Source organism: Microbacterium luteum (genome assembly GCF_015277875.1).
GTDB lineage: Bacteria > Actinomycetota > Actinomycetes > Actinomycetales > Microbacteriaceae > Microbacterium > Microbacterium luteum.
In genome coordinates this window covers 539228-561584 of sequence record NZ_CP063814.1, presented here as the reverse complement: position 1 = coordinate 561584, position 22357 = coordinate 539228, and the positions used below count along the sequence as shown (strand labels likewise).

The following is a 22357-nucleotide window of genomic DNA, read 5'->3' as shown; positions in this document are numbered from 1 at the left end:
GTGGGATCACCTCGAGACTCCAGGCCAGGAACACACCGGTCTCCTGCTGGAAGCTACCCATCGGCGTCACAGTCGGAGCGACATACGTTGTTTGCATCTTCTCTCACCTCCCTTCAGCTCTCGTCGGACGGGGTCTGGTCGGAATCTCGACACGGAAGAGTTCCCTGAGCTCGTCGCGTTCACCTGCTTCGTCGACGATTCGTCCTTCGGCTTCGGCCCAGGCGTGGGCCTGAAACGGGGGCTCGGCCATCACACCGACGCACCAGTCTGCCCACGAACCGCGCAACCGGCAGAGGAGCGCAACCGCTGTCGAGCGGACGAGGCAAGCGGAACTTCCACGACAGGTCGTGCTGATTGTGGGGGCCTCATCCCGTGCGCGGCTGAGTACGGCGTAGGGCATCGACCGGCGGCATGTCCGCGCGCATCGCTCCAACGGTGCGGCCCTGAACGAACGGCACCAGCACCAGCGACCGCACGGGCGCGTACCCCAGCACTCCCGGAATCATGCTCAGAAACGCGCCTGCACTGGTGGCCTTGACGATCATGCTCATGGTCTCGGTTCCTTTCCCCTCCCCCGTTGTTCTGCCGTGGAGGCACGAATGTGCCGAGCAGGGAGAACGGGCGTAGCGCAACCCGTCAGGGCGCGCAGGCGAGAATGCGCGGGCGAAATAAGGGATCGAAGCGACCGCGTTCGCGGAGCGGCTTGTGCGCAGCACGGGCGACCGTACGATGCGAAGGCTCCACGGCAGAGCAACGACCCGCACAGGGCGAGAACATCACTGGCGGGCGCGTCAGCGCCCGACCAAAGGACGGCCTCCGTGCCGGCCCGCCGGTCTCCGTCGCCGACGTGGCACCCCGGCCTGGTGGCCGGGGTGTCGATCTCACCTCAGCAGGCGCGCACAACAAGCAGCAGGTTACGTACTCATCCGTGTGATCTGGGATGTTATTTTGACTGCTTTTTCTATTGGTGTCGCTGGTATCGTGGAGCCATGTCCGCCACCATTGAGGCCAACAAGCTGACGGCCTACAACGACTCGATCCGCCAGTCGACACCGCAGATCGTTGCTGACCTGCGGGTCAGGTTGGGAGCAAAACTCGTGGCATACATCGCGAACGTGACAGAGACTCGCGCGGTCCGCGCGTGGGCTGACGGGGAACGCACCCCGGCGACCAATACAGCGCGCAGGTTGCGCCTGGCACATCAGGTCGCACATCTCATCGATCTGAGCGAAGGCGACGGTGTCGCAGCGACCTGGTTCCAGGGAATGAACCCCCAGCTCGGCGACCGCTCCCCCGCCCGCGTGCTCCACGAGGACAACAGCGAGGACGCGATGAGCAAAGTCCTCGCCGCCGCGAAAGGGTTCGTCGGCGCCTGATGGCCTCACCCGACCTCACGGTGATCGACCCGGCCGGCGCGACCGTGTATCGCGTCGGCCGCGCACCCGACCCCTGGGCATGGATCGACCCTCCATACGCCGGCAAAGCCCGCTGGGACGACCCCAACGTCGCATTTCGAACCACCTACGCGGCTGAGACGCTCTTTGGCGCGTTCGTGGAAACGCTCGCCTACGCGCGCCCCGACCGGCACGCCGACGGCAGTGATCTCCTCGCAGGGATCGACGAAGACCCTGAAGATGCGGCTCACTTCCCCGTGCCGACTGCGGGCTCGATCCCGCGTGAGTGGATGCACGGACGCATGACCGCCACCGCGCACTTACAGGGCTCCTACGTCAACGTGCGGGACTCGAGCACCGTCGCCGCCCTGCGACCGACATACCTCGACCACGCCCTCAAACTCGGATTCGACGACTTCGATGCCGCCGCACTCAAACGCGCCTACCCCCGCGACCTCACACACCGACTGACCGTCGACCTATACGAAACAACGAACACCGATGGCGAGCCGGCATACGACGGTGTCTACTTCGGCTCCCGCCACGGCGACGACCTCGCACTGTGGGCCATCTACGAGCGACCCGGCGACAACCCCCACGGCCGAAACCTGCTCCACACCCACGCCCAGCTCGTCAACCCCACCGACACAGACCTCCAACGAGCAATGCGCCTGCACCACCTAACCTGGCGCTGACCGGTCCCCCGCCAAGCCTGGCCGCAGCGTGCTCCTCAGACGCCGATCACGACGATCTCGCACGTCGCGCACCAGTACCCGACCGACCCAGGGCGCAGCAACGTCGCACAGGAGGGCACTGCGGGGTCGCCGCAACGCTGTACCCGTCGTCATGGATCATGCGCGCCACAGTAAGCGAAACGACCAGCGCGGCGAGTGAGTTACTCACAGGCAACTCCCTTCACGAACAAGCGCCCCACGCCAGAACGCTCGCCACCGCATAGAACATTTATTCGAACGCGATTATGCTGGTCGTGGTCGAGAGGTATCACCGTGGGGACGAGTAGGCGATATGCAGCGAGCGTCGACCGACGGATGGACGCCCGCATTCTGGAACGCATCGCTGCCGAAGCCGGCCCCTTGCAGTCCCTCTCCCCCGAGGAACTGCAACTTGACTCCGCCCCTGTGACAATCGACCCTCAACCGAAACCAGCTCGCGCCTGGGTCCGCTTCGGCGGAACGCCCGCGCTCGTCGACGCAGAGGTATGCCGATGGACGGCGGATGCGTGCGCGATCCGCTTCCTCATCGGAGGCAAGGAACTGAAAGCGTGGGTGTGGGCCTCCGCCGTCACACCGCTCACTCACACGCAGCAGTGACCCACCCCAAGCCGGAAAGACTCGATCTGCGAGGCGCGGGACTGCTCACTGCCTCTATTCTTCGATTCGTGGCCAGGTGATCGACATAGATCGCACCGAACGCGGTGGCCTCCACGCTCCCCACTTGTCGCGGCCTCACGCGGCCTCCGTGGCGGTAGGGCCGCGTCGAGCATGGGCGTCGCCGCGCCTCTGAACACACGTTGGTGGGCCGCCTATTCGTCGCTGGCGTCGCGTGCGAGTTCATCGAACCACCGCACGACACCGTTTGCGGAGTGCGCGGCCTGGAGAGCTTCGGAGGCGGCACCGAGCGCGGCAGCAGCCCCGCACCGCTCGCATGTGGATCCAAGCGCGCGAGCTGGGTGGTGTTCTCGGTCGCCGCCTTCCTCGCACTCCTCGTCTACAGCATCGTGTGGCTACGCCGGCGGCGACGCGGGAGCGGCCCGCAGCAGCGACGGAGCTGACAGCAGCCCCTCTGGGGCATGCGCCTCCACTAAGGCTGTCGCGCACGCGCCCGCGCGGAGGAACCGACCGTTGAACGGGTTGCCGCGGAGGAATGAGCACGGCCGAGGCGAGTGCCACGGTGGCCGCACATGCCGCGATCGCGGGCCAACCCGCCGGCGAGATCTGCGCGCGGCACAGGATCAGGCGAAGCAACTGATAGGTTGCGGACATGCGACTACCCGGGAAGGTTTTCGTTCTGCTGTCCGTGTCGCTCATGCTGTCGTCCTGCGCAGCCGCGCCTCTTCCAGAGTTCAAGGTCGAGCAGACGGAACGCGACATCATTCCCAATGCGTCGTCGTTGACCGGTGTCGAGCCGGGCTCCACCCGGTTTGTGGGCGAGGTTGAGAGCGCGGACCTCTACATGGCGCGGGGTGACGGGGACATACTCTGCCTCGTCGAGGCACGGCCCGAGGCCTCTTACAATGTGTTTTGCGGTGATGGTCTCGGAGTCGGGGTCGAGTTGGAGAGCGGGACCCGGATTGAACTAGGTACCTTCCGGTTCCCTGAATCCCAGATCGGCGACGGAGAACGTGCTCAACTCAGTGAGAGCGTGACAGTCATTACCGACTGAAGACCGCTTGCAGACCCACAGTTGTCCGCACGCTGGACAATCCGATTCGCGGAATCCACTCACCGGCACAGACCTTCGGAATCGGCGCCGATTTCTGCGCGGTGATGGATCCGATCTGCTGCGTTCGCAGCTCAGCGCGACGGAACAGGGGATCAGCGCTGCGATAGGAACGGAGGACTACCGGCGCGCGGGCGTCGCACACTCCAGAGGAACTCCCCCATGCATGTGCACGGAGTGCGATGCTTTGTCCGTGAGAAATCGCGACGATGCCGACAATGCCGACGGTGTCCGCCAGGTGCTCGCGGAGACGACCGCCATTGCCGACCGCGTCGAGGCACTCCTGATCGCCCGGAATCCATCAACACAGTTGAGAGAAGCCTGCTCAGGGACGTGATCTGGCAGATGAAAGTGCGGGTACCCGGACTACGCGAGTCGGACGTTGTTGTCGAATAATTCGATCATGTCAGCTACACCCCCAAGGCTTCTCGCGGAAGCCGACACCGCGAAGGACCTGGCGGGAGCCCTGACGAGCGGCCGCGTGGATCGTTGACGCGATCTACTCACGGCCAAGTTCCGAACGGGCCAGTGTCGAACGCTAAGCGACCGGCTCCTTGAATAGCGATATCGTCTGCGCATGCCTAAGCCGTCCCGTAAGCCAGCGAGATGGGCTGTGATCGCCTTCGGGGTGCTCGGTATTGCGCTCTTGATCTATGCCGCAGTTGTCTTCGTGACGCAGACGCCAGCGGAGCTGGGGGAGGTGTCTACGGGCCGTGGGATCAGTTGGCCTCGATGGGGTTGGGCGCTTCTTTCCATCATCCTCGGCGTGGTGGCGCTCGTCTTCGCACTCTGGGCCGGGCTGTGGCGTAAGCGCTGGTGAACTTGACCCCGTTGCTGGTCCCAAAGTCCCGGTAATGGACCGACCTTCGTGCGTCGACCTTCCGCCGGCGCATCGATCGGCGGAGATCGTGAACGCCGTCGTATGCTCGGCTGACGAGCGAGCTGCTGTTTCCTGGGCCGGCTTCGTCGACCGCACCTCCGATTACGCGTGGATTTGACGCGTATACCGAGGTGGGCTCCCAACCGGCGGTTCGGCATCTGACCGGGTACGAAGACTTTGTGACGTTCTGCACATCGCGCGGGACGGATCCAACTCTTCTGGCGAGCGACATCGACTCACTCGCGGCGCTCGTTCGAGAACGAAAAGACGACATGGAGGCTGCGGGCCTTCAGGACTCGGCGGCGACCTTCTTAGGCAATGTCCTCGTGCGCCGAAGGGAAGATGCCGACTGGCAAAAGTTCGGCGATGATTTCCGAGCGCCGGCAACGAGCGCCAATGCTTCGAAGTCTCCCGCGTTATACGGTTGCTGGCCGAATCGGACGAAGACACATGCGACGAGTTGTGTCGATCATGAAGGAGTGGATTGCCGGCCAGGCGATTTGAGAGAACATGACCGCATCACGCGCGTAAGCCGACCGTGTATTGACTCACCGGGACATCGGAGAAGCCGGGAGAAAGCTCAAGGCGATGTTTGTCGGTTTCGGGGCTGGCGCCTGTGGCTGCCTTCATCGCGTGATTCGCGATCAGTTGCACGTGAAGAGGAGGCTCTGGCCTCGCGACGCCCGAGCACGATGTACTCGATGGCGTGGACCACGCCGAGTAGGAGCAGGGTGATGAGTGTGAGGGCCCATTTTCCGTCGACCTGGAGAGGAGCTACGCCCCAAATGATCGCGACTACGGGGATAACCGCCCACGCACGCATCTTCACGAACGCGATGAAGTGTCGCCACGTGAACGCCTCCGGTCTCACGTGGGGGGACTATCGATCGTGGTGCGGGTCGGCAGAATTCGCTTCGATCTCGTAGAGCGCCCCGTCGGTGCCATCCATCATGGCTCGGTGAGTCTTTCGTTCGGCGCGGACGACGACGAACGCGCAAGTAACTGCGGCCGCAATCAGTACTACGCCAGAGATAGCAGACCATACGCGCTCCGTGTCGTTCGCGTCGGACTGAGAGATCCCGATCAGAAGGAGCATCAGGCCGGATGCCGACAGCGCGGCCGGTACGAGTAGGAGTGCCAGGTACAGGAAGAATCTACGCACTTCCGCTCTCCCAATCATCAAGGTCTCATGCCGGCGCCAGCGGCGAGGCGCCCGCACTCCCGAATTGCATCCGGCTACAAACGGCCCATCGCCGCAACCTATCAGCGGACGAGCGAGATGCGGTCAACCTCGGACAGGAACAGGGGCGAGATCATGCGGGCCGTGAGCGGCTCGAGCGGTGGCAAGAGATCGACCGCGCCATCCTTCTCCCGCACACCAGCCAGGCACCCTTCGATCGTTTCCCCAACGACCGCGAGATCGTCAGCTCCGAGCAGGCGCTCCGAACCGACCGGGACGACACTCGCTCCCCCGTTCAGCTGGTCCTCGGCTGTAAACCAGCGTCGCAACAGCGGTGCACGGACGGCAGGTCACCCCGCCATCGTTCGACTCCGACGAAGAACGGAGCTGCGGGAGGGGTGCGGTCATACCGGTCGATCTCGATGGCTCGCAGATCGCAGTCCTCGGTCTCCTCGACTAGGCCGCGCGCCTCGTTGCACCTCGATCACGATCCTCGGATCTGGTCGACAAACTGCTCCGGGTCGAGGCCATCCGAGAGGGTGATCGTGAGCTGGTCATCGTGTATCGGCTCCATGACTGTTACGGCGGACACCATGTCGTCGCCGACCCTAATGACGAGGCGCGCGTCTTTGCCGGCTTCGACTGCATCGGTCGTGGCCGCCCCAAGCACAGCGACACCGCGTTCTCCAAGACCGAGAGTGACAGAGCTACCCGCCTCGCCGTCGGCCGCAGCAACGTCTTCCACGTCAACCGTCTCAAAAGACTCGTCAGTCACAAGAACATGTTCGCCTTCGATCACGACGCAGTCTGATGAGGAGCCGGCTTCACAGGTCTGCACTACGGCGACCTCAATGGCGCCGCCGCCCGCTGAGCTGCCCTCGCCTTCTAACGCGCATCCGCTAAGCGCAAGGAGTGCAAATGCGACAGCGCAGAGCTTGCCAGCCGAACCTCTCATCGTGAGTACACCTCCATTCTTAGGCTTCGGACAGACTACGGTCCACGCGGTCGACATCTCCACCACCAACACGGGCGTTGCGACTTGACGGCTTGTCCCCTCGAACGAGCGCGTGGCTGCCAGCCGGGCGGCATCCTTGACCGACGTGGTGGCCTGATGCGCGAAACGGGATTCGAGTCGCGCCGTCACCCGGAAGACGACCGGTTTCCGCTCCCTGCCGGAGCGGTGGCTTCAGCGTAATTCGAAGCCCGGTCGCACCTCGGCGATCGTGTCGAGCTCTGTCTGCATCCTCGCGTGGAGGTGTCGGCCGTGTTCGATCCACCCATCTGGTAGGGGATCGGTTTCCGCTCTGTCCTGCCAAGCGGCATTCCAGGCATAGATTTCGCCGGCTAGCTCATCGCTCAGCGGCAGGTCCTCAGCGTCGAGTGTGTACCCCTCGCTGAAGGATTCCCAGAACGGCCACTCCCGTCCCCAATCCGGAAAGAGGCGGATGACGCGCCGCCCGTCCGGGAGCGTAAGCGGCAGTCTCTTGCGGCTTCGGTGCGCGAGCAGGCGGTCTTGCATCTGCGCCCGCATCTGCCACTCGCGAGGCGACCGCGGGGGCGAGTTATAGTCGCCCCCGACCAGCCAAATCAGGCCGCGACCGCGATCGGAATCGTCGACGACCAGTGCGATCGACCACAGGTTGTCATCGCCCGCAAGAGTGGTCGCAGACCACTCCGCATCCTTGAAAGTCGCATCGACGAGATCAACCGTGGTCACCGCCGAACCAGCACCCGCGAAGACGTAGATCCGATAACGCGGATCATTTGATTCCCACAATGCGTCCCGTTCATCGACCTCGATCCCACGCACTCCACCACGATAGAGGCGGCAGGATCGTGGCGCTGAAAAATGGACCGTCATGCGCGGCGCGGGGGTGCCGGCGCTTGTGAGACAGTGTGCGTGTGAACGAGGTGGAACGTCGCCTGGACCGTGTTGAGAGTGAGCTCGCGATTCACCGGCTCGCTGCCGAGTACTGCCACGGCGCCGACAAGCGAGACCTCGACCGATTCCTCGCCGTCTGGGCACCAACCGGCGTTTGGCACATCGACGACGATGCAAGGTTCGAAGGGCGCGAAGCGATCGCGCGCGTTGTGCAAGCGCAGTGGCGCACCTTCCCTCAATACGTCCACTGGACGACGAACCACACCGTCTCGGTCGACGGCGACACCGCCCACGGCGAGTGCGACGTGGCAGTCCTCGTGCACCTGCACAGCGGCCGCTGGGTCAGGACCGGTGGAACCTACCGCGACCAGTATCGCCGCATTGACGGCCGGTGGCTCATCACTCATCGAGACGCGAGCACGCGGTTCGACGTAGATCCCACCCCCAATGAAGATGAGATCCGCTTGAGATTCGAGGACGGGTAGGCGCCGCAGTGCCGCCGCTGCGACGGGGACCGCACCGAATGCTCACGGATGGGTTGTGCGCGCAAGCGTGCTCGCCCGAACCGCACGGTCGACAACCCTGCGCCAAGCCGATTGGAGGGGCGGCGCAGCGACGACGACCTCAGAGGATTTGGTCCGCGTGGCGGGACGAACGCCGGCCATCCCAAGCTGAGGCTGTGACCGCGACGTGTAGGTTGCGCCGAGACTGACGCATTCGTACGAGTCGAAGATCTGCCTAGCATCGATAGCGCGCCGGCTCTCGCCGCGGCACAGATGGGTGTCAAGTACTGGATCGCACCGACGATTACCTCGTAGTCTCTCGGCATGCGCCAAGGTGACTCGAGAGGGAGTTGTGATGTCAGAGAAGCACGCGGCACTCCTCACCGCAGGCGTGATCCTCTCTGGGCTCGGCCTCTTCTTCATCACCATCCCCGCAGGCCTCTTGTCGGGTGCACGCTCCTCGCGACCGGCCTGGTCGTCGTAACGCTCACTGCGAGGCGGGCAGTGCCGGAGTGGCGCGCAGCGCAGCAAGAACGCCGTTCTCGACCGCGTGACGAGCGCCCCGATCGCGAGAATTCCTGGAGTATCGAGGAAGTCCTCAGACGGATCGCGGGGGTATCTGGGGGGATATCCATCGGCGCGGTCGCAGTCTCTCTCTTGCGCGGCGACCCTCAGTGGACTGCCCTCGTGTTGAACGGCTCACTGTTGCTTCTGTCCGGCGGATCACTCATCGCATTGATCTGGCGCCGGCGCCGCACGGCGAGCAACACGAGCGACTGAACCGTCGTCCATGCCGAGCTACTACCCAGGGTCACCAACAACCGCTCCCTGCGCGCAGCGACAAACGCCGTGCGCCCCGATCACGATGACCACCCAAAGAGGCCAACTGGTCGCACGACGCAGTGGTCGGGCCGTGCTGGGGTGCATGTGCGATTAACACGCGGGGCTCATCCGCGGTTGGCTGAGGCCGTGCAAGCTCCTTGCCGTCACTATTGTGTCTCGACGTTTCTGGCGCATCGATAGAATGCACACCGGAGGCCCGATCATGCCCGGAACGTCGGCGTGGCGCACGAACGATGCGGTGCGGTTCAATCTCGCATGCGAAGCGCTCAACAGCGCGACGGCGAAGCTCTTCGAAGCTGCCGAGCGAGGCGAACTCGATATCGACGCGGCCGCGACACAGGCCGCATCCCTCCGACTCGAGCTCTTGGCGATCGACGGATTCGATCGTCAAGCCGTCGACGGCTTCGTCAACGAAGTCAACAAACGCGTCGGCCGGCACATGGTGGACCAGTCGTGAGTAGCGTTGCATCGTCTGAGAGCGATTTGCAGGCTATCTTCGAGCGACGCATCCGCCCGGTGGTGTTCGCGCATGGTCCGTCGGCCACTGATCCCGAACTGATACTCGCAACAGGTCAGTTCGGCGTGGGGGCCGCAAGGGCGTTTGGGAAACTCGTCGACGGGCGCGAGATCGCTGCACTCAGCGCCAGCGACCTGCGGGCGTTTCACCCGCGCTACCTTGAGCTCTCACGTTCGCGCTCGTCTGAAGCGAGCCTAATCCTGACTGAGTCAACGTCCGGATGGATGCGTAGCGCGCTGCAGTATGCACGGACTACGCGGCGATCACTTCTCCTCGACGGCACGGGCAGTTCCTCCGATGTCGCGCTGGCGACGGCGAGCCTCTTCGCGAAGAGCGGCTTCACGACGACGGTCGCTGTGGTCACGGTCCCGAGATCCGAGAGCCTGCTCGCGACAGCGTCCGGATACCTCGTCGATGCGCACGCTGGTCGCACGTCGCCGTTCACGACTGTCGCCGAGCACGACGCGAGCCTCGAGAACGTTCGAGCACTCGTTCAGACCCTGGAAGCGGCGCCGAGCGTCGACCGCCTCAAGATCATCGGACGCGACGGCACCACGCGATTCAACGCGACGCGCACCGATGCGTCCGGGTTCCAGGGGGCGCTCGCCACCATCGACCGGGAGAACGCCGCTCCCCTGCCGGCGCCACAGGCGATGCGATGGCTGTCCGAGCTGCGGGCGACGACGGATTTTGCGCTCTCGTCGCGTCAAGTGGCACGGCCGCTGGCGGAGGTGCTCATCGAGTTACATGAGCTCGGGCTCCGTGAGGTAGTCCCCGACCTGCCGCTTCCGAAAGACTCCCAGGCTCGACCTCTTGCGGAAGCCAATCTCGGCCGGCAACTCGTCGCACTCCGACAAGCTATGCCGACGGACCAGCGCCCGGAGCGTCAGCCGGCTCCGGTGGTCGCGGGCCCGGAGATCGACCGCGGCATCTCGCTATGAGCCGAACAGTGGGCTACGTCCGCGAGGTGCTGTCGGGAGACGGCGTCGCGGAGGATGCCGCCGCACTGCGGCGGGCCGGAGCATCCCAAGTGTTCACCGACCGCCGCGGTGCGACATCCGGCCCGCGCCCCGATCTTGAGCGATGCTTGAACTCGCTCAAGAGGGGCGACACTCTGCTTATTCCGAGTGCAGCCTCGTTGTCGTCGTCGGTCGATCACTTCGTCGCGACGGTTGCGCGGCTGAGGGCGCGCGGTATCGACATCTACTCACTCGCCGAGCCCGCACTGTCCACCACACCGGACGCAGCCGCCGCGCCTGGCGATGTGCTCGACACGCTGGATGCACTGCGCCGGCGACTCATCAGTGTCCGGACACGCGAGGGCCTGGATGCTGCGATCGCCGCCGGCCGGCGTCCCGGCCGTCCGCGGGTGATGACGCCAGAGCGAATCGGGATCGCTCGGGAGCTCCGGACACAGAAGCGTTCGTATGCTCAGATCGGCCGTGCGCTCGGGGTCAGCGAGTCTGCAGTCCGGCGCGCGCTCAAGGCGGCAGTCGCCCCCTCAGCAGCTCAGCCTCAAGCGACATAAGCAGCTCGCGCGGGCCATGGTCACGGCATCCTGTTTGGACCCCACTCCTCGGCATCTTTCGACAATCGCGCATCCAGTGGTCGCGGGCGGCGGAGTGCCGGGACCGTGAAGTAGCGGAGCGAGCGCAGCGAGTGAGCATACGTCGCGAAAGCCCGGCACGCAGCCGGTCGCGACCACTACATTCTCCGCGTTCGGAGGGTTGCCCGTCCTAGTCTTCCGCCAGCGCCATGAGGTCGGCGAGGAACGCTCGACGATCTTGAGAAGCATCAGAGATCACCGCAAGCACGCGCTCTCGCCAGCGCTCGAATTCGCCAGCATCCATCGCCCGGAGCGGCCCCATGGCCCAGTCGACATCTTCATCCACGAGGTAGCCGGGCTCCTCGGTTGCCTTCTCGGGATAGTACGTGAATGTGGCGACCGCGATTCGGGCGAGGGCCGCCTCGACATCTGACCGGTTCAGCGCGGGGCGCGCTTGGGAGTTGTCGTTCATAGCGATAGTCCTTCGGACGTTGTCGGTGTTGCGGGGGTTGGCGCATATCCCGGTCGATGGACTTGCGCGCGGCGAGGCGTTTTGCGAAGTCTGTCGTTGATCTCGCGGGCGATGGCGTCCATCCGTTCCTCTTCGGCTGCCGCAGCCTTCGCTTTGAGGCGTCGTGCCGTCAGGTTCTCACTCTCGCGGCGTCCCTCGCTTGCCGCGACAGGCTTGACGGCGTCAGAGTCGGCAGTGATCGCGGAAGCGAGACGGGCGCGCATGCTTGCCCGGTTCCACTGCGCAAGCTCGAGGGTGCTTGTTCTGGGCCCGCGCCGCATCTGCTTCACCTCTTCACGAGTGCGTGCCCGTGAGAAGAATTCTTCTGCTTCGCTCGCATTCGCGGCGCGTTCGGCGGCCGTAACGCGGTGTAGCCTCCGCGGCGGCAGGCCCGCCTCGCGCCGACGTTTCTCTCTCGCACGCCATCGGCGCTGCGTCTCGAGTTGCTGTTCACGGTTGGCCCAGTAGTACGCGCGGCGGCGCTCACGCACCTCGTCGCCGTGCTCAGCGTAGTACCGCTCTGCGGCGGCGCGCTTTACCTCGGGGTTGTCGCGGTGCTTCGCACGGAGCTTGGCGTTCTGCTCGTCACGATGGCTGTCGCGCCAACGCTTGGTGCGCTGCTTCTTCGCCTCACGATAGCCCTCCGGATCTGCCGCGCGCTGCGCAGCACGACGCTCACGCTGGTATTCACGGTGCGCCTCGGGATCGGCGGCGTATCGCTCACGCCCCTTCGCGCGCCGACGCTTCGCCGAGGTGGCAGACTTCCGATCCTGAGCACGTTTGACGCGCGCGCTCTCGCGATTGGATGCGCGTATCTGCTCGAGGTGCGCTGCGCGATATCGCACCCGGTGCTCCTTCACCTTCTCGGGATGCGAGGCCTTCCATTGCCGGCTCTGCTCGCGCAGCTCGTCAGCATGACGCTCGCGGTAGCGCCGTCTCGTCTCGCGCCTTCGCTCAAGGCGCTCACTCTCGGTGCGCGCCTTCTCACTCGAGGCACCTTGAGCTTCGCTATCCATGACTAGCTCTCCGCTTCGTTCAGTCGACAGACTGGCGGAGAAGCAATATTGAAGGTTGCGCTATTCGCAAGCACGCGTCGATCCGCTCATGCCTTTGAGCGACAGCTAGCAGATCGTCGTCCGCCGAGTGTGGTGGGCTTGTACCTCTCCTCTGTTGCGGAGATCTCCGGGCAGGCGCGTCCCGCTGACGAGAGCCACAAACTCCAGGCGGAGTCTCTTCGGTGGTTGCTCTGATCACGTCGTTCGATACACTCGGAATGTGCATTTGTACTTCCTGTGACGGCTGAGTAAGGCCTACCGCGCTCGTTGAGTCATCCGAGCCTGCGGCGGCCGCTCGTTCTCGACCCTGCACGGGTCGCCGTCACCTTGCGCACCCTCGCACGCTTCATAGCCGTGCGGTGCGTCGTTTCCGAAGGATACGAATGCTCTCCCTCAACACCCCTCTACCAGCGCGCCATCGCGCGCAGCTCATCGCCTCCGACGTCTCCGTAACGCGCGGAGCCACCCCCGTCCTCAGCCACGTCGACCTCACGGTCACGGCCACCTCGCGAGTAGCGATCGTGGGCGAGAACGGCCGGGGGAAGTCGACGCTCCTGCACGTCCTCAGCGGCGCTCTCACCCCGGACAGCGGAGTAGTGCAGCGACTCGGGACGGTCGGCATAGCCGAACAAGAGATGCCGACCGGCGGCAACCGCACAGTGGGCCAGGCGGTCGCGGAAGCGATCGCGCAGCCGCTCGCCGCCGTTGCGGCCCTCGATTCGGCCGCGGTGTCACTCGCCGCAGGCGTCCCCGGCGCCGAAGAACGATACGCCGCCGCATTGGAACACGCCGAAGTCCTCGATGCGTGGGATGCCGAACGGCGGGTGCAGATCGCGTTGGAAGCACTCGACGCCGAAACGGAGCCATCCCGGCGCCTGGACGACCTCTCCGTCGGGCAGCGCTATCGAGTCCGTCTGGCGTGCCTGCTCGGCGCCGACGACGATTTCCTGCTCCTCGACGAACCCACAAATCACCTCGATCGAAGCGGCCTCGAGTTTCTGACCACGCAACTGCGGTCGCGAAACGGCGGCGTGGTCGTCGTCACCCATGATCGCGCGCTGCTCTCCGACGTCGCGGAGACGATCGTGGACCTCGACCCGACCCCGGATGACCGGGTGCGCGTGTACGGCAACGGTTATGCCGGCTACCGCGAGGGCCGGCGCGCCGAGCGCGAACGGTGGGAGCACGAATTCGAGCGACAGCAGACCGAGCTCGCGCGGCTGCAGGACAGTCTCAGCTCGGCGCAGAACCGACTCGTCTCGGGGTGGCGACCAGAGAAGGGAACCAACAAGCACGGACGGGCCACGCGCGCGGGCGGGCTCGTGCAGAGCGTGCATCGCCGGCAGGAGCAACTCGAAGCGCACGCGGTGACTGTTCCCGAGCCGCCGCAAGTGTTTCGCTTCCCGGAGCTTGCGACCCGAACCGGAGCGGTGCTGTTGAGCGTGGAGGACGTGACCGTGACCGGCAGGCTTACGCGCCCGGCGGCGTTCTCTCTGTCACACCGCGGGCGTCTCGTAGTGACCGGACCCAACGGGGCCGGCAAGTCCACACTGCTGAGCGTCGCAGCGGGAGACCTCCGCCCGGACACCGGCACCGTTCGTCGCCCGCAGAACGTGCGGCTCGCTTTTCTGCGCCAAGAGTCGGAGCTGCCGCTGGATCGTCGCGCGAGCGAGTTCTACGCAGCCCACGTCGACGCGCTCGTTCCATCGCGTGAGGCAGTCGGTCTCTCGCAGCTCGGGCTCCTGCGCGCCCGCGAATCGAGCAAGCAGATAGGTGAGCTGTCGATGGGCCAGCAACGGCGCCTCGAGCTGGCCCTGGTGCTCGCCACCAAGCCGCACGTGCTCTTGCTCGACGAACCGACCAACCACCTATCGATCGCGCTCGTCGACGAACTGACCGACGCGCTCAACGCCACCCAAGCGGCTGTTGTCGTATCCACCCACGACCGGCAGCTTCTCCGCGACGTCGAAGGCTGGCCGGCACTGCAACTGGAAGCTACGACCGAAAGCGAGGCGCTCGTATGACCCGCGAGACTCCCGACCGGCTGCGGGCGCTGCGCCCTCTCGCTACCCGCGACTACCGGCTGCTGTTCGCGGCCGTCGGTATCGAAGTCTTCGGCACCGGCATGTGGGCCATCGTCATGGTGTTTCAGGTGCTCGCACTCGACGACAGCCCCCTTGCCCTGTCAGCCGTCGCTACCGGGCTCAGCCTCGGCCTCTTCGCTTTCTCGGTCCTCGGCGGGGTGGTAGCCGATCGCTTCTCGAAGCGGCGGATCATCATCACCGTGCAGGGACTCACCGCGGCGGTCATGGCCGCCGTCGCGGTGCTGTCCCTCACGGGCGCGATCGAGTTGTGGCATGTCGGGCTCGCCTCGTTCGCCATGGGCGCGGGTAGTGCGTTCTTCTACCCGGCCTACAGCGCCTACCTCCCCCAAGTACTACCGCCCGAACAACTGCTCGCCGCAAACGGGCTCGAAGGGGCTCTCCGGCCCTCGATGGGGCAGGGCCTCGGACCCGCCCTCGGAGGGATCATCGTCGGGGCGTTCTTCCCCGCCATCGGAGCGGTCATCGTCGCTGCGTCCTACGCAGTCGCGTTCGTCATCACACTGTTCCTCAGCCGCCGGGAGGAAACCACCGAACCGGAACAGTCGCAGCAACGCACGAGCGTGTGGGGCGACCTCAAAGCCGGGGTCCGCTACGTCGCCCGCACCCGCTGGCTGCTATGGACCCTGATCTTCGGATCATCCCTCGCGCTCATCATCCAGGGCCCAATCGAGGTACTTCTCCCCTTCCTCACCCGCGACCGATTCGACGACGCCGAAGCAACGTTCGGACTACTACTCGCCGCCTACGGAATCGGAGGCGCCATCGGATCGCTCATCGTGTCGTCACTCAAACTGCCCCGGCGATACCTGACACTGATGATCGGCCTCTGGGGCGGCGGAACCCTCCCGCTCGTGCTCATCGGCCTCGCCAACAACCTAATAGTGATGCTCGCCACACTGTTCGCGGTCGGAGCTGCCACAGGAGCCGGCGTGGTGATCTGGGGCACACTGCTTCAACGCCTCGTGCCACCCGAAATGATCGGCCGTGTCGCCAGTCTCGACTTCTTCGTCTCCATCGCGTTCATGCCCGTCTCGATCGCCATCGCCGGGCCCCTATCGCTGATCGTGCCGATACCAGCCATCTTCATCGTGGCCGGCGTCGCGCCGACGCTGCTCGCCATCGTCGCGCTTCTAGCCGGACGCATGCGGGACGTCGAGACGAGACACCCCCTGGACACTTGACCCAGCGCCGCACTGCGTCCCTGATTGTTAGCGTCCTGGAAGGAATTGACTCGGCTTGGAGTTCTCGGGCCGCGGCTGCCTGAACCCACTCCGATGTGCCCTCAGCGGGGGAGGAAATCTGCTCTCGCGGCGACGAACTCGGAATTGTCGCGTTGCGAGAACTGCGACCATCGGCTCGCTGTCTGCGGCGTGATTCCCATCTGAACGGCCACGATAGCGGCGGGGAGGTCGCTAGCGAGGGCGAGCATGGCGTAGTTCCGGGCGATCCGCGGGCTGACCCCGGCCCGCGCTATCCACCGTCCGAGGGTCGTGGGATGGATCGGCTCGTGGTGTCGTCGGGGAGATGGGAATAGATACGATCCCTCACCGGCTCGCCGAGTCGCCCCCGGATTCTGCTCAGCTTCTTTCACGAGCTGCGCGAAGAGTTGAGCGACCGAGTTCGGGATCTCGATGGGTTCTGTCGATAGCGCGAGATACGTTCGTCCTCCGGCTGTACTGGTGTCGACAGTGGTGAGCCGGTGGATGCGGTCGGTTCGAGCTCCGTAAAGGAGCACGAGCAGCGCGGCAACCCTGGTCGCGAGGCTCACCGTGTCGTCCGACCCGGCGATAAACGTGCGGACCAGAGCGTGATGCTCGTCCTCCCCGCTGACCTCGCTCGGCCTGGCCTGCTGTCCGCGCTCGACGCGGAGTCCCGGATACTGGCCGGTGGACCTGAGCCACGAGATGAACGGTGCGATGTCGCCGGTGCGGGCTGCGTTGCCGCCGACCCACCGGTCTAGGACCTCCTGTGTCAGCGCGGAGAAGCCCGCCCCTTCTTGCTCGACGTGCTGCAGGAGTCGCGCGGCCGCGCGGATCCGTTCACGCGCGGAATCTGCGACACCGACCGTGGTACGGCGGCGTCCTGCCCGCCGCCGCACAGTCCGCAGCACCTTCCATTGTGCATAGGGAGTGATCTCGGCGGCATGGTGTGAAGGAAGCTGGATCAGGTACTCGTCGACCCATGTTTCGAGCCGCTCAGTCTGCTCATCTCGTACCGGGAGAACGCCGACGTCGACCAGGAGCGCACGGAGATGATGTCGCGCCTGCCCAGGCGGACACGCGTCAACGCGCGCATGCGTGATCGACTCTTCCGACCCGATCGCTCGGAGCAGAGCTCTCGGGGTGGGCTTGAGCAGCCATCTCATGGTCGAGTCCACGCGACCTCGATAAACGAGCGCGTCCGGGAGCCCGGCCAAACGCCCGGGGATCACCCCCGTCGCGGACGCGAGGAGGTCGCCGGCGGCTCGAACGACGGAGCAGCGGATGCAGGTGTTCTCGAAGTGCTGCTCACCCGGGGCGCCACACGTGGCACAGACGTAGTCGCGCGTCGACCCTGCACACGGCCCGCAAACGCGCTCCCCTCGGTCATCGCGACCGATGAGCGCTTTCACCTGCCCACAAGACCCGCAGCCGTCGGGGTGGCGGAGCTCGCGTCGATAGCACACGCCGCATATAGACCCGAGGGGCCAGGTCGTATGAACCGCGCGCTTCTCACCGCAGATGGCGCACTCGGCGATGGGGGTGCGGTAGCAGCTGTGGCACAGATCTGCTACGCCATTCTGGTGGCGGGTTGCGACGCGTCGCTCCCGTCCGCATTGTCCGCACGCTCTGACCGGTGCGGAGTAGCAGCGCTGGCAGAGATCCTGACCGTCCACGATGGCGGTGACGTGATCGACACGGCCGCATCCCGCACACGCCCGCTTAGGGCGCGCGCAGTGCCCGCAGAGTGGTGCGCCGTCCTCGGCTCGAGCGCTGGGCGCACGGATGCGACCACAGCGCGAGCACTCCATACGTCGGCTGACGTTGTAGCACGGTCGGCAGAGCCCTCCACCGTCGGGGAGTCGTTTCACCCGCGGGGCGCGGCTTCCGCACTCGGAGCAAGGATGCTCCGGCACCACGGTCATTTCGAATGCCCGGGCCGATTGATCGTCGTTCGGCGGGCGGATACTCGGCTCTTCCGCGGGATGACTTCCCCGGAAGCCTTCCTGGCGGACGCCTCGACGATGCGGGGTTCGATGAGGTCGTTGGGTGTGCACTCAAGGATGTCGCACAGCGCGATCAGCGTAACCATGCTCAGGCGCTGCGGCTGACCCGTCACCAGCCGGTAGGTCTGCTCCCGGGAGAGCGCGACACCACGCTCAGCGAGCAGCGGCTGCAGGTCCGTCGTGGCGAACATTCCACGCTCCGCCATCTTCGCTCGCAGATGCCAGACGTAGTCCATCTCTTTCACCGTGCTGCCTCCTCGAAGTCGGCGCCGTAGCGGGTGTGAATAGCTTGGGTGAGCAGCCGGTTCCGGTACTCGTTAGAGACGCCGACGTAGATCGCGGTCGTCGAGGAAAACGAGTGCCCCACCTGCTCCTGAATGAACCGCTCCGGGTAGTCGAACTCCACCAGGTGCGTCACGTACGAGTGCCGCAACGAATGCAGATCCAACGAAGAGTCGATCCCCGCGGCATCACGAGCTGTACAGAACGCTTCGTTCGCCGCACGCCTGCTCAGCCTCGTGCCCCGTTCGGTCACCCACAGAGCAGGCGACGAACTCGACGATGACGACAACGCCGGCCGAACCTCATCGAGGTAGTGCGCCAGCGTCTCCGCGATCCAGCCCATCTCCGGAACGGTGAGCACCGTGCGCCGCTTCGACGGGCCCCCGCGGCTCGCTTTGCCATGGCGCACCGACAGTGCACCGAATCGGTCTAGGTGCGGCAGCTTCGCGTTGCGGCGGAGATCCACGAGATCAAGCATGACCGCCTCACGTCTTCGCAACCCGAACGCATAGACGCACTTGAGAAGCGCGGCGTCCCGCACGGCCTGAACCGCACCCTTTCGCCGTCGCGACAGGATCCGTGCGGCGAGCCCGTCGGCCGCATCGAACAGCGCCTGGACTTCGTCGAATGTCAACGGTCGCCGCGCGGCATCGCCCTCGTACTCGCTGACATGCACAATCGAGTTGTCCTCATGGAACACCTGTCTGGGTGCAGCGCCAAAACGCGCTTCACACTCGGACAGCCAGGGATATCGAGGATCAGTGATGTACTCGCAGAACATCTTGATGTCGATCTCGTATCCACGCAGCGTCGATAGCCGCAACGGCTTCACGCCCGAGCGCAGCTCACTGATCCACGCCTCCGCCTCCGCCGGCGTCCATTGCCACGGGTACATACCCGTGAAGTCCACGAACCGGCGCACGAGCCGCTCTCTCGCCGCAATCGTCGGAGCCTTCAAGAAGCGAGCAATCTGCTGGGCTCGCCACCCATTCAACATCCCGTCGAGCACGGCTCCCTCAGGGTCAAGATGAATGACATTCCGCGCGGAGACGAGCCGCTGCGCAGACGATGGATCAACTTCAAGCACATCCTCATGATGCATCCAATACAACATTGATGCAAATGAAGTACTCTGGGTGATCAAGAGTGGCGCAGAGACCCCCGGCCCCCTCGACATCCTTCTTGAGCTCAGGCTCTACCGCGCGGGCGATCGCGCTTCGCGCGTTGCATCGGATGGCAATATCGCCCGTTTGGCAAGATCGCTAATCAGGTCAGGCCTAAATCCCGCCCAATGGCGACCTTCGTCGACGACGATGGGGACAGACAGGTAGCCGAGGTCTTTGGTGACGATTGCGTGAGCCGCTGCGTTGGACGGCTCAGCGAGGTTGACCTCGTGGAACGCGAGGCCGGCGGCATCCAACATCCGCTTCGTAAGCCGACACTGCATGCAGTCGTCACCTGCTGTATAGACAACGAGCCGGATCACCGCAGCCTCCGCGCGGCGCGGACGGCGCGATCGCCGATGCGCTCATGAGTGTGCTCGTCGATCCACGCGTTCACCTCGGACACCTTGTATGCCACTGACTTGCCGAACTTGGTGAACTTCGGGCCGCCGCCGTTCTTGCGCCACCCTGTGCGTCAGGATGGGGTGAGACACCAGCACTGCTGACCTTCGCACTGCACGGGGCGAGAACGGACCAATACTGAGATGACGATGACGGTTGCTGACGTCGGCACCGATGATGGGGCTATGGCTCCTCGTGCTGACCGGCCCAAGAGGCGGACGTTCACCGCCGAGTTCAAAGCGGCGATCCTGGCCGAGTACGACGCCGCGGACCGCTCTGGGCGTGGGGAGATCCTGCGCCGGGAGGGCCTGTACACCTCCCACATCATCGAGTGGCGCAAGGCCGCGGCCGCCGGCTCGCTGTCCGGGCTGGGCAGCAAGCCGCGGGACCGGCGCGAGCGGGAGCTGCAGGCGCTACGGGCCCGGGCGGAGAAGGCCGAGGCCGAGCTGGCCAAGACCAGGGCGGCGCTGGACCTGATGGGAAAAGCACACGCGCTCTTGGAGACGCTCTCCGAGAGCGCGGACAAGCCGCCGCGGTCGCCGCGGTGATCAACCCGGCCGTCGACGGGCTGGCCGAGCACGTCGGCACCGCGGCTGCGTGCGCGCTGCTGGGTCGCTCCCGCGCCAGTCACTACCGGGCCAAGAACCCGCCACCGCCACGTCCACGGACACCGCGGCCGGCACCGGCGAACAAGCTGTCCGCCGCCGAGCGGGCCCACGTGCTGGCCGTGTTGACCAGCCAGCGGTTCGCGGACAAGTCGGTCGCCCAGGTCTGGGCCACGCTGCTGGACGAGGGCACCTACCTGTGCTCGATGTCCACGATGCACCGGATCCTGCGCGAGCACGACATGGCCGGGGAACGGCGCCGGCAGGCGAGCCACCCGCCCCGGACCCGGCCCGAGCTCGTCGCGACGGCGCCGGGGCAGGTGTGGAGTTGGGACATCACAAAGCTCAAGGGGCCGGAGCGGGGCGTGTACTACGACCTGTACGTCGTGCTCGACATCTTCTCCAGGTTCGTCGTGGGCTGGACCATCGCGGCCCGCGAGGACGCCGAGATCGCCAAGAACCTGCTCGAGCACGCCATGGGCATCCATGGCGTGCCGGAGGCGATCCACGCCGACCGCGGGACCTCGATGACCTCCAAACCGGTCGCTCAGCTGCTCGTCGACCTCGGGGTGGCCAGGTCGCACTCCCGCCCGCACGTGTCGAACGACAACCCTTACAGCGAGGCGGCGTTCAAGACGCTGAAGTACGCCCCGGTCTTCCCCGAGCGCTTCGGGTCCCTGGCCGACGCCGGCGCGTTCGCCGAGCAGTTCTTCGCCTACTACAACCACGAGCACCGCCACTGCGGGATCGGGCTGCACACCCCCGCCAGCGTCCACTTCGGCACCGCCGGGCAGGTCCGCGCCCAGCGCCAGGCCACCCTGGACGCGGCCTACGCCGCCCGTCCCGAGCGCTTCGGCCACCGCCGACCCCAGGCGCCCAAGCTGCCCGAGGCCGCCTGGATCAACCAGCCCTCACAGGAGGCCCTCATACAGACCGCCTGACGGAATCTGTCTCACCCGCCTTGACACTTTCCGCCACCCCGTGAGCCGGCTCAACGGGAAGCCGAGGTTCTCGGCCAACTCGTGCTGCGTGAGGAACGTGTGCTCTGGATCGTCGCACTCGATCTGAAGGACTTTGAACATTGCCCACCTCCACTTGCGTATGTACCAACTGGTTTAAGCTGAGTGAAGCACTATCTGCTACTGTGCACAAGAGGTAAATGCGAAAGCGCCGTGCGGTTAGACAAACTAGGGGGGTGAAGGTCGACGTGAAGACACTCGATGGCCAGGAGGTCACGTGGCGTGCCGCCACAGAGCCGGTCGGGTCCGCACTGCGCATAGCTCCCGCATTCATCGCGACAGCTAGCGATGCCGCGCTCGGCGTGAAGACGGCGGTCACCGCCCGCTACGTTCGTGGCGAAGGGCGGTACCTCATCAAGGTCGTGACCAACACAGCGGTTCGCGATGACGTTGAGGTGAATTACCCCACCGTCGCGAAGGTCGGGATGCAGGCGATCGTGCAGATGGCGGCGCCGCGATGTATTTTCCTCACACTCGAGGATGAGGACGATCCGAAGGCGAGATGGCTCAGCGTGGATCAGCTGACAACGTCTGGCGGGCGCATCCTGCCGCCGATGCTCGCCGCTGAGGTTGTCAAGCGTGGCGCCGGCGAAGCTCGCATGGAAGTCGTCGAGCTGCTCTATGGCAGCGCCGCGCTCGCTGGGCTTCCTCCAGCGAAGCTGCTGCAGCAAGAGCTCGGCATCCCCCACCGCACGGCATCGCAATGGATCATCGACGCCCGCAAAGCGGGCCGCCTCGAGGGGATGAAATACAACGCCGGTCGACCGGCGGGTGGGTAACGTCAGGCCCTATCAAAGCGCGGCCG

General features: G+C 65.3%; 26 protein-coding genes. 16 read left to right on the top strand and 10 right to left on the bottom strand.

Going from position 1 to position 22357, the window contains the following annotated elements; all coding sequences use genetic code 11:
- Window positions 1–103: 103 nt before the first annotated feature.
- Entirely contained in the window at window positions 104–400 is a 297-nt protein-coding gene (locus IM777_RS02715) for a lasso peptide biosynthesis B2 protein (RefSeq protein WP_194384547.1), read from the bottom strand.
- Entirely contained in the window at window positions 366–551 is a 186-nt protein-coding gene (locus IM777_RS02710; RefSeq protein ID WP_194384546.1) for a DUF4192 family protein, read from the bottom strand. Before IM777_RS02710 ends, IM777_RS02715 begins: the two co-directional genes overlap by 35 nt.
- A 438-nt stretch (window positions 552–989) precedes the next feature.
- On the opposite strand from IM777_RS02710, the gene IM777_RS02705 reads away from it, so the two are divergent.
- The 7 genes from IM777_RS02705 to IM777_RS02675 all read left to right on the top strand — a co-directional run bounded on the left by IM777_RS02705 (window position 990) and on the right by IM777_RS02675 (window position 4674).
- On the top strand, window positions 990–1376 hold the full coding sequence (locus IM777_RS02705) for a hypothetical protein (RefSeq protein ID WP_194384545.1): 387 nt from the start codon (window positions 990–992) through the stop codon (window positions 1374–1376).
- Complete coding sequence (locus IM777_RS02700) at window positions 1376–2089, top strand: RES domain-containing protein (protein WP_194384544.1); 714 nt, start codon at window positions 1376–1378, stop codon at window positions 2087–2089. The genes IM777_RS02705 and IM777_RS02700 overlap by 1 nt, the downstream gene beginning before the upstream one ends.
- Before the next feature lie 354 nt (window positions 2090–2443).
- Entirely contained in the window at window positions 2444–2725 is a 282-nt protein-coding gene (locus IM777_RS02695; protein WP_228480923.1) for a hypothetical protein, read from the top strand.
- Window positions 2726–2997: 272 nt separating this feature from the next.
- Complete coding sequence (locus IM777_RS02690; RefSeq protein WP_194384542.1) at window positions 2998–3186, top strand: hypothetical protein; 189 nt, start codon at window positions 2998–3000, stop codon at window positions 3184–3186.
- A 209-nt stretch (window positions 3187–3395) separates the two neighbouring features.
- The gene (locus IM777_RS02685; RefSeq protein WP_194384541.1) at window positions 3396–3797 is read left to right on the top strand and encodes a hypothetical protein; all 402 of its coding nucleotides are present in this window, start codon (window positions 3396–3398) and stop codon (window positions 3795–3797) included.
- Between the two features lie 250 nt (window positions 3798–4047).
- Window positions 4048–4191, top strand: coding sequence for a hypothetical protein (locus IM777_RS02680; protein ID WP_194384540.1), 144 nt, complete (start codon window positions 4048–4050; stop codon window positions 4189–4191).
- A 276-nt stretch (window positions 4192–4467) separates the two neighbouring features.
- Window positions 4468–4674 carry a hypothetical protein gene (locus tag IM777_RS02675; RefSeq protein ID WP_194384539.1) on the top strand — a complete coding sequence of 69 codons (207 nt, stop codon included), beginning with the start codon at window positions 4468–4470 and terminating at the stop codon, window positions 4672–4674.
- A gap of 1724 nt (window positions 4675–6398) precedes the next feature.
- Here IM777_RS02675 and IM777_RS02670 read toward each other — a convergent pair.
- Entirely contained in the window at window positions 6399–7058 is a 660-nt protein-coding gene (locus IM777_RS02670) for a hypothetical protein (protein WP_194384538.1), read from the bottom strand.
- Window positions 7059–7100: 42 nt separating this feature from the next.
- The gene (locus tag IM777_RS02665) at window positions 7101–7724 is read right to left on the bottom strand and encodes a hypothetical protein (RefSeq protein ID WP_194384537.1); all 624 of its coding nucleotides are present in this window, start codon (window positions 7722–7724) and stop codon (window positions 7101–7103) included.
- A 92-nt stretch (window positions 7725–7816) separates the two neighbouring features.
- On the opposite strand from IM777_RS02665, the gene IM777_RS02660 reads away from it, so the two are divergent.
- The 5 genes from IM777_RS02660 to IM777_RS02645 all read left to right on the top strand — a co-directional run bounded on the left by IM777_RS02660 (window position 7817) and on the right by IM777_RS02645 (window position 11187).
- Complete coding sequence (locus IM777_RS02660) at window positions 7817–8281, top strand: nuclear transport factor 2 family protein (protein ID WP_194384536.1); 465 nt, start codon at window positions 7817–7819, stop codon at window positions 8279–8281.
- 373 nt (window positions 8282–8654) lie between these two features.
- Window positions 8655–8783 (top strand): hypothetical protein, encoded by a 129-nt coding sequence (locus IM777_RS17390; protein ID WP_272872945.1) that lies wholly within the window; start codon window positions 8655–8657, stop codon window positions 8781–8783.
- Between the two features lie 561 nt (window positions 8784–9344).
- Complete coding sequence (locus tag IM777_RS02655) at window positions 9345–9599, top strand: hypothetical protein (RefSeq protein ID WP_194384535.1); 255 nt, start codon at window positions 9345–9347, stop codon at window positions 9597–9599.
- Window positions 9596–10600, top strand: a complete 1005-nt coding sequence (locus IM777_RS02650; RefSeq protein ID WP_228480922.1) for a zeta toxin family protein — start codon at window positions 9596–9598, stop codon at window positions 10598–10600. The genes IM777_RS02655 and IM777_RS02650 overlap by 4 nt, the downstream gene beginning before the upstream one ends.
- An 8-nt stretch (window positions 10601–10608) precedes the next feature.
- Window positions 10609–11187, top strand: coding sequence for a recombinase family protein (locus IM777_RS02645; protein ID WP_194384533.1), 579 nt, complete (start codon window positions 10609–10611; stop codon window positions 11185–11187).
- 208 nt (window positions 11188–11395) lie between these two features.
- Here the strand turns inward: IM777_RS02645 and IM777_RS02640 are convergent, their stop codons facing one another.
- Entirely contained in the window at window positions 11396–11677 is a 282-nt protein-coding gene (locus IM777_RS02640) for a hypothetical protein (RefSeq protein ID WP_194384532.1), read from the bottom strand.
- Window positions 11674–12732 carry a hypothetical protein gene (locus tag IM777_RS02635; protein ID WP_194384531.1) on the bottom strand — a complete coding sequence of 353 codons (1059 nt, stop codon included), beginning with the start codon at window positions 12730–12732 and terminating at the stop codon, window positions 11674–11676. Before IM777_RS02635 ends, IM777_RS02640 begins: the two co-directional genes overlap by 4 nt.
- A 422-nt stretch (window positions 12733–13154) precedes the next feature.
- Here IM777_RS02635 and IM777_RS02630 point away from each other — a divergent pair, with 422 nt between their 5' ends.
- Together IM777_RS02630 and IM777_RS02625 are read left to right on the top strand one after the other, a co-directional pair.
- On the top strand, window positions 13155–14795 hold the full coding sequence (locus IM777_RS02630) for an ABC-F family ATP-binding cassette domain-containing protein (RefSeq protein ID WP_194385416.1): 1641 nt from the start codon (window positions 13155–13157) through the stop codon (window positions 14793–14795).
- A complete protein-coding gene (locus IM777_RS02625; RefSeq protein ID WP_194384530.1) occupies window positions 14792–16057 on the top strand; it encodes an MFS transporter in 1266 nt (421 codons plus the stop codon). Before IM777_RS02630 ends, IM777_RS02625 begins: the two co-directional genes overlap by 4 nt.
- Window positions 16058–16158: 101 nt before the next feature.
- Here IM777_RS02625 and IM777_RS02620 read toward each other — a convergent pair whose 3' ends face one another.
- The 4 genes from IM777_RS02620 to IM777_RS02605 all read right to left on the bottom strand — a co-directional run bounded on the left by IM777_RS02620 (window position 16159) and on the right by IM777_RS02605 (window position 19849).
- Window positions 16159–17253, bottom strand: coding sequence for a hypothetical protein (locus IM777_RS02620; RefSeq protein ID WP_071329987.1), 1095 nt, complete (start codon window positions 17251–17253; stop codon window positions 16159–16161).
- A gap of 743 nt (window positions 17254–17996) precedes the next feature.
- On the bottom strand, window positions 17997–18317 hold the full coding sequence (locus IM777_RS02615) for a helix-turn-helix domain-containing protein (protein ID WP_071330018.1): 321 nt from the start codon (window positions 18315–18317) through the stop codon (window positions 17997–17999).
- A 5-nt stretch (window positions 18318–18322) separates the two neighbouring features.
- Window positions 18323–19465: a tyrosine-type recombinase/integrase gene (locus IM777_RS02610; protein WP_071330019.1), complete on the bottom strand. Its 1143-nt coding sequence runs from the start codon at window positions 19463–19465 to the stop codon at window positions 18323–18325.
- A 93-nt stretch (window positions 19466–19558) separates the two neighbouring features.
- Window positions 19559–19849 (bottom strand): glutaredoxin family protein, encoded by a 291-nt coding sequence (locus tag IM777_RS02605; RefSeq protein ID WP_194384529.1) that lies wholly within the window; start codon window positions 19847–19849, stop codon window positions 19559–19561.
- Between the two features lie 228 nt (window positions 19850–20077).
- Between IM777_RS02605 and IM777_RS02595 the strand changes: the two genes are divergently transcribed.
- Both IM777_RS02595 and IM777_RS02590 read left to right on the top strand, forming a co-directional pair.
- Window positions 20078–21474, top strand: a protein-coding gene (locus tag IM777_RS02595) for an IS3 family transposase (RefSeq protein WP_370428832.1) whose coding sequence is annotated in 2 segments (ribosomal slippage) — window positions 20078–20414 and window positions 20414–21474 — 1398 coding nt in all. Because the reading frame shifts where the segments join, the coding sequence is not laid out codon by codon here.
- A gap of 254 nt (window positions 21475–21728) precedes the next feature.
- Window positions 21729–22331, top strand: coding sequence for a hypothetical protein (locus IM777_RS02590; RefSeq protein ID WP_228480921.1), 603 nt, complete (start codon window positions 21729–21731; stop codon window positions 22329–22331).
- Window positions 22332–22357: the final 26 nt, after the last annotated feature.

Excerpts from the sequence above, each read along its gene's own strand:
- IM777_RS02715 (WP_194384547.1), bottom strand. The coding sequence starts at position 400 with ATGCCCTACGCCGTACTCAGCCGCGCACGGGATGAGGCCCCCACAATC.
- IM777_RS02710 (WP_194384546.1), bottom strand. The coding sequence starts at position 551 with ATGAGCATGATCGTCAAGGCCACCAGTGCAGGCGCGTTTCTGAGCATG.
- IM777_RS02705 (WP_194384545.1), top strand. The coding sequence starts at position 990 with ATGTCCGCCACCATTGAGGCCAACAAGCTGACGGCCTACAACGACTCG.
- IM777_RS02700 (WP_194384544.1), top strand. The coding sequence starts at position 1,376 with ATGGCCTCACCCGACCTCACGGTGATCGACCCGGCCGGCGCGACCGTG.
- IM777_RS02695 (WP_228480923.1), top strand. The coding sequence starts at position 2,444 with ATGGACGCCCGCATTCTGGAACGCATCGCTGCCGAAGCCGGCCCCTTG.
- IM777_RS02685 (WP_194384541.1), top strand. The coding sequence starts at position 3,396 with ATGCGACTACCCGGGAAGGTTTTCGTTCTGCTGTCCGTGTCGCTCATG.
- IM777_RS17390 (WP_272872945.1), top strand. The coding sequence starts at position 8,655 with ATGTCAGAGAAGCACGCGGCACTCCTCACCGCAGGCGTGATCCTCTCT.
- IM777_RS02655 (WP_194384535.1), top strand. The coding sequence starts at position 9,345 with ATGCCCGGAACGTCGGCGTGGCGCACGAACGATGCGGTGCGGTTCAAT.
- IM777_RS02640 (WP_194384532.1), bottom strand. The coding sequence starts at position 11,677 with ATGAACGACAACTCCCAAGCGCGCCCCGCGCTGAACCGGTCAGATGTC.
- IM777_RS02635 (WP_194384531.1), bottom strand. The coding sequence starts at position 12,732 with ATGGATAGCGAAGCTCAAGGTGCCTCGAGTGAGAAGGCGCGCACCGAG.
- IM777_RS02630 (WP_194385416.1), top strand. The coding sequence starts at position 13,155 with ATGCTCTCCCTCAACACCCCTCTACCAGCGCGCCATCGCGCGCAGCTC.
- IM777_RS02625 (WP_194384530.1), top strand. The coding sequence starts at position 14,792 with ATGACCCGCGAGACTCCCGACCGGCTGCGGGCGCTGCGCCCTCTCGCT.
- IM777_RS02615 (WP_071330018.1), bottom strand. The coding sequence starts at position 18,317 with ATGGACTACGTCTGGCATCTGCGAGCGAAGATGGCGGAGCGTGGAATG.
- IM777_RS02610 (WP_071330019.1), bottom strand. The coding sequence starts at position 19,465 with ATGCATCATGAGGATGTGCTTGAAGTTGATCCATCGTCTGCGCAGCGG.